This window comes from Nocardia sp. NPDC058480, assembly GCF_042720495.1.
GTDB lineage: Bacteria > Actinomycetota > Actinomycetes > Mycobacteriales > Mycobacteriaceae > Nocardia.
The window spans coordinates 1-1216 of sequence record NZ_JBHXMN010000040.1; the positions used below are offsets into that span (position 1 = coordinate 1).

At 58.4% G+C, this 1216-nt stretch carries 1 protein-coding gene; it reads left to right on the forward strand.

Going from position 1 to position 1216, the window contains the following annotated elements; translation table 11 throughout:
- Positions 1-1216 (forward strand): hypothetical protein (locus ACFWO8_RS33150; protein ID WP_378974792.1); only part of this gene is annotated, 1216 nt, incomplete at both ends.

The following is a 1216-nucleotide window of genomic DNA, read 5'->3' on the forward strand; positions in this document are numbered from 1 at the left end:
ACGGCACGGCGGGCCGGTTGTTGAGCGGCCACCTGACCGTGGCCTTGGCAGCCGGCGAGAAGGTGCAGGTGTCGACGGACGGCGGCCGCAGCTGGTTCGATGCACTGATGAAGTCGGATGGCACGTGGGTGGCGACTGATCCCAATACGCACACGAGCAACTGGACGATCCAGACACGTGTGGTGAGCGCGGCGGGGGGAACCGGTGAGATCCACTCGACGGATGTCGTCTTGAAACCATTCGTGTTGCCGCCAACCAGCCTCGCCATAGTGGGCGACGTTGTCGTGGTGAAATTCGATGGTTCGCAGGTTCAGGCAGGTTCGGAACTGGAAGTTAAATTTGGCACGCGTGTATTTGTGCGGACGTTGACCGCCGAGGAAATCGCAACCGGCACCGCGACGTATCCCTGGCCGAAGAACACCACAGCCATTCCGGCCGTGGCGATCATCGATTCGGCGGGCAATGCCTCTCAATATCGGACCTTGGCGTCGTTCGAGTTTCATGAGAATTTCGATACGCTGAAGTCGGTGCCTTTGTTCGAGGGGCAATCGTGTGAGCTGGCGTTTTTCACGCTGACCGGAATTCGGGACGCTGGTCACGATAAATGGAGTCAAGGGCTATATACAGGCAACGATTTCAAACTCGATCCGACCTACGGACTGTCGGCGCCTCCTTCGACGACGGCACTCGGGATTACGGGAAAAGTCAGGCTCGACCTGAAGGATGGCATCAGCGCGACACGATTTTCTTGCGACGTCGGGGATGTCACGACAACCGAGAGTTTGGTACTGCTCTTCCTCGATAGTGCCGGCAAGGTGATCTATAAGAGTAGTGCGATTACGATGTCTGGCGGGATTCGTCAGCATGTCGCAATCGACATGCCGAAAGGTCTGTCATTCACGTCGATCGAGTTCGATCAACAAGGCAATGTTCCGGTGCATAAATTGCTGACATGGGTGGACAATTTCTCGTTTTCCGCCCAAGCAGCGAGCCAGGTGTTCGATCGGCCGGCGTTGCAGGAGTTGGTCGGAGATACCGCGTACTACGGCGGCGCTGGCAACGACGTCTTCAGCGTGGCCGATGTCAAATATTTCGACGGGGCCGGCGCAGGTGTCCATGGCGGGGCGGGCACGGACACGCTGAAACTCACGGGTGCCGGCCAGACGCTGGACATCTCGAAGCTGCTGAACGTCGGCGGCCACGACAAGATCACGTC